3 protein-coding genes are annotated in these 4,062 nt (G+C 68.6%); 1 reads left to right on the top strand and 2 read right to left on the bottom strand.

From position 1 onward, the window contains the following. Positions 1 to 176 precede the first annotated feature (176 nt). Together ACIQU6_RS43925 and ACIQU6_RS43920 are read right to left on the bottom strand one after the other, a co-directional pair. The gene (locus ACIQU6_RS43925) at positions 177 to 1,259 is read right to left on the bottom strand and encodes an FAD-binding oxidoreductase (RefSeq protein ID WP_403488219.1); all 1,083 of its coding nucleotides are present in this window, start codon (positions 1,257 to 1,259) and stop codon (positions 177 to 179) included. 817 nt (positions 1,260 to 2,076) lie between these two features. Continuing rightward, positions 2,077 to 3,117 (bottom strand): methyltransferase, encoded by a 1,041-nt coding sequence (locus ACIQU6_RS43920; protein WP_403488217.1) that lies wholly within the window; start codon positions 3,115 to 3,117, stop codon positions 2,077 to 2,079. 560 nt (positions 3,118 to 3,677) lie between these two features. Between ACIQU6_RS43920 and ACIQU6_RS43915 the strand changes: the two genes are divergently transcribed. Beyond that, positions 3,678 to 3,827 (top strand): hypothetical protein, encoded by a 150-nt coding sequence (locus ACIQU6_RS43915; RefSeq protein WP_403488215.1) that lies wholly within the window; start codon positions 3,678 to 3,680, stop codon positions 3,825 to 3,827. Positions 3,828 to 4,062 lie beyond the last annotated feature (235 nt).

Genomic DNA, 4,062 nt, shown 5'->3' with positions numbered 1-4,062 from the left:
ACCGACTCTGCGGGCCCGGCCGGGGGGCCCCCCCCCCCCCCCGGCCCCCCCCCCCCGGGCGGCCCCCCCCCCCCCGCGGGGGGCCCCCCCCCGGGGGGGGGGCCCCCCGACCGCTTGCGGGCAACGGATCGCTATCCCAAGCGAGTTGCCGTACGAGCCCGCGTGGCATCAGCCCGTTACAGAGACCAGCGGTGCGTACGGCCGCCCGGCGTCGTGTACGTCACCGTCTGCTCGGTGGGTGTGGCGTGGGGGGTGAACCGCTCGTGGCGCGGCCGGTTCAGCTCTTGCCACAAGTCGTGGGCAGCTTCGATGGGTTGCCACAGGTCGCGCGGGCCTTCGGAGAAGACCAGCGGCGAACGTGCGGGCATGTCCTTGACGATCGTGGTGGAACCGTCGGCCGGGTCGTGCAAGGTAGTCGTGTGCAGGCTCTCGACGCTGGTGGCGTAGGTGCGGACGAGGTGGGCGGGCATGTGGAGTTGGGCGAAGAAGGAGAACGTCCAGTCGTCCAGCACGCGCCCGGACAGCTCGGTGTCGGAGCAGGGCCCGTCCGGGATGTCGGGCACTTGGGGCACGGCTTCGGTTCCGCTCCTGAGCGGCATGAAGGCGGCGGGGGTGTGCAGGACGTGTCCGGCCGCTGTGCCGTACACCGGGCCGACGCGGTGCAGCCGCACGACCGCAGCGGTGACGACCCCGAAGTTGCCGCCACCGCCGCGCAGGGCCCAGAGCAGGTCCGGCTCGTGCTCCGCGTCGACGGTGCGCACGGACCCGTCGGCGGTGACGAGTTCGGCGGAGACGAGATTGTCGCAGGCCAGCCCGAACCGCCCATCCAGTGGGCCGTAGCCACCGCCCAGGCTCAATCCGAGCATGTGCACCAGCCCGACCGTGCCGGTCACCGGCGTCAAGCCGTGCGACTCGGTCTCCCGGGCCAGCACGTCCGAACGAACACCGCCGCCGATCCGGGCGGTCCGCGCCTCGACATCAACCTCGATCGTGGTCATCGCCGAGACGTCGATGACCAGGCCACGGTCGCGTACGGCTCGGCCGAGCCAGTCGTTGCCCCCGCTGAACACCGACAACGGCAGCCCGAGCGCGTGGGCGATCCGGACGGCGGCCTGAACGTCGGCGGTGGTGCGGCACCGGGCGTCGCAGGCAGCCCGGGAGGACACCGCAGCGTTCCACATCGGAACACCGGCCTCCGTGACCAGCCGTGCGGGATCCAGACCGTGGGCGCGCGCCAGGTCCTCGAATGAGACGGCCACAGGTTCTGCCTTCCTCGTCGGCGTTTCTACGGAGCGGACCCGCGATGGCTTGCTCAGGCCGCGGCCGGGGGACGGCACGGCCGCCAACCCCCGGTCATCTTCAATGACGTGATGCGCATCGCGCTCGCCGCCGCAGCGACGCTGCCCCCGCTGTCTGCCGTCCCGGCGCGCCTCGTGAGCGCCGCATACGCCAGTGCCACGCAGCCGGCCAACCCCGACGACCGAACACCGTGCTGACCGCCAACCAGCCCGAGACGCACCCTGATGTCGTCGCTTCCAGAACGGCCACCTGATCGACGCCGCGGTGCTGTCCGGCGAACCCGCCATCGTGCGCGTGGACGAGAAGGGCGCCGCCGAGCTGGCCGCCGTCCCACGATGGGAGCACCCCGCCGACCCCTCGGCCGTCGCCGCCGAGGCCAACCGCCGTTCCGCCAAGGCCCTGGGCAAGGAGGCCGGCCCCCAGGATGTGTGGTACCGGGTCGTGGCCGACCGCGACCGCGCCGAGGACCTGACGCTCCGTCTGATGACCCATGGCAAAGCGAAAGCGGCAGGCGTACCCCGAAGCCGTCCCCCAGACCCACGCCGACTTCGCCGAACTCCGCACCACTGAAGACCCGCAGCGGGATTACCGCTACCCGCTGCCCGACTGATCCCCGACTCCGGAGGCAGTGACCGGCAAGCCGGGCGCTCAGCACCCATCTTTGACCTTCTGACGCTCTCTCGCCGCATGAACCCTTGTGTCCACACTCCGGGGGACGCCTCACCGCCTGGGTGTGAGACCGCCCGGGCCGGTGGATTTCCCTGTTGCCGCGGTAGTTCAGCCGGTCCGGGTCGCTTCGATCACACACATGGGGCCTGCCGTCGGACGGATCCGGTCCAAGTGGAAGCCGTTGGCGGCCAGGAGTTCGCGCCAGGCGACACTGGAGCGTTCGCGGCCGGTGAGCATACCCAGCATGGTGAGGTCGAGCAGTCGGGCGATCTGGTGGGTGTCACCCCGGTCCAGGACGGTCTCCAGCAACACCAGTCGGGCGTCCGGTACGGAGGCGGCCTGGTGGACCCTGTCGAGGATGTGCCCGGCCTTCTCATCGGACCAGTCATGGAGAATGAAGCTGAGCAGATAGCAGTCGCCCGGCGGGACCTCGGTGAAGAAGTCGCCGCCGGCCGTCGTGATCCGGTCGTCGACCTGGTGGGCGCGGAGCAGTTCGGGTGCGGCCTCGACCACATGGGGCAGATCGAAGACGACACCGCGCAGTTCCGGGTAGCGACTCGCGAGGGTGACCAGCACGGTCCCGTCCGCGCCGCCGATGTCGACCAGCGTATGAACACCGTCCAACTCGACGGCGTTCACCGCGTCCTGACGGATCGCCTTGATGAAGTCGGTCATCGCGGCGGTGAACGTCTCCACCCGATCCGGCTCCTGGCCCAACCAGTCGAAGAACGGCATCCCAAGGGCGAGATCGGCCGCCGGCCGACCGGTCTCGGCGGTCTGCCACAGGTGACCGAACGGCTGGTAGTGGGTCTCCATCCAGGTGAGCGCGACGTTACGGACGGACTCCGACACCCCCGAGGCCAGTGTGCGGCCCAGCCTGCCGAGCCGGACCACCTCGGTCTCGGCGTCGTAGTCGAAGACTTCCTCGACAGCGAGCACCTGGATGATCCTGGCCAGTGGCTCGGGCCGCAGGCCGCAGGAATCCGCCAGCTCGTTCAACGGCCGTGGCCCCTTGAGCAGTTGGTCCGCGATCCGGCCCCGGGCCACGACGTAGAGCGCCTGCGAGATCTGGAATCCGCCGAGCAGACGGAGCATGGCGAGTGCGGGCGCAGGGTTCGTGGGTGCCAAGCCGGCGAGCCCGATCTCCATCGTCGTCCTTTCGTCGATCCGGTGAGGCCGGATACCCCCGACCAGCTCCCTAAAGCATCCGATCGACTACTCAACGCGACGACGAGGGGAGAGACACGGCGGCTGCCCTTCCTCGTGGGACACCGGCAGCCCCTGAGGCAGACACCGGCAGCCCCTGAGGCAGACTCCTCGACTCCTTGCCGGTGTGGCGCGAGAGCCTCCGAGGGGTCAATTGCGACCTGGGCGTCGGCCCACATCACCGGTGAGGAGCTCCGCTCCGGATCACCCGAGGTCAAGGCCGCCCCGTCCCGGCAGGGTCGCTACCCCGAGATCGCCGGGAGTGTGCGCGTCGAAGAAGCGAGGACCAGCGACACCGACCGGTTTGCCATCTGCCACAACCTCGCATCAGTCGAGCGCGACCGGCACATACGCCAGCAACTCGTCGCCCAGTGGCCGACTTGATCATCGACTCCGACATCGACCAGCTCGCCGACTTCATTGCTGCGAACAAGGCGTGACTTGCTGTGTTCCAACTCCCTTTGTGCGCACCTGAGCTGAACCCGGCAGAAGGGGTACGGGCGTTGGCCAGGCCGCCGTTGGAGAACTTCGTTGCCGCCGACCTCGATCACTTGGCCCGCGTCCTGAAACGCAGACCCAAGAAGATCCGGTACCGACCGCACCTGTTGCACGACTGCCTGGCCGAGACTTGCCTGACCGTCAACACCTCGTGAACGAGCCCCGGCCACCATCACCAGTTCAATGTCAGCAAGTCGGTCCAGGCATGTCGTCAACGTTCGTGGCGGTGTTGGGAAATATTCCGTTACGTGCGGTTGAAGGGTTCAACCATGCGCGGATTTGTGTTTTCTGTTGACTAGTAGGGTGTCGCTGCTTAGTTCTGGTGTGTTTTGTTGGGAGGTTGGTTCCTGGCAGGCCCTTCTCCCCTGCCAGACAAGGATGTTGTGATGG

The sequence above is a fragment of the Streptomyces sp. NPDC090442 genome, from assembly GCF_044769405.1.
Lineage (GTDB): Bacteria > Actinomycetota > Actinomycetes > Streptomycetales > Streptomycetaceae > Streptomyces.
This window is presented reverse-complemented; position numbering and strand designations above follow the sequence as displayed.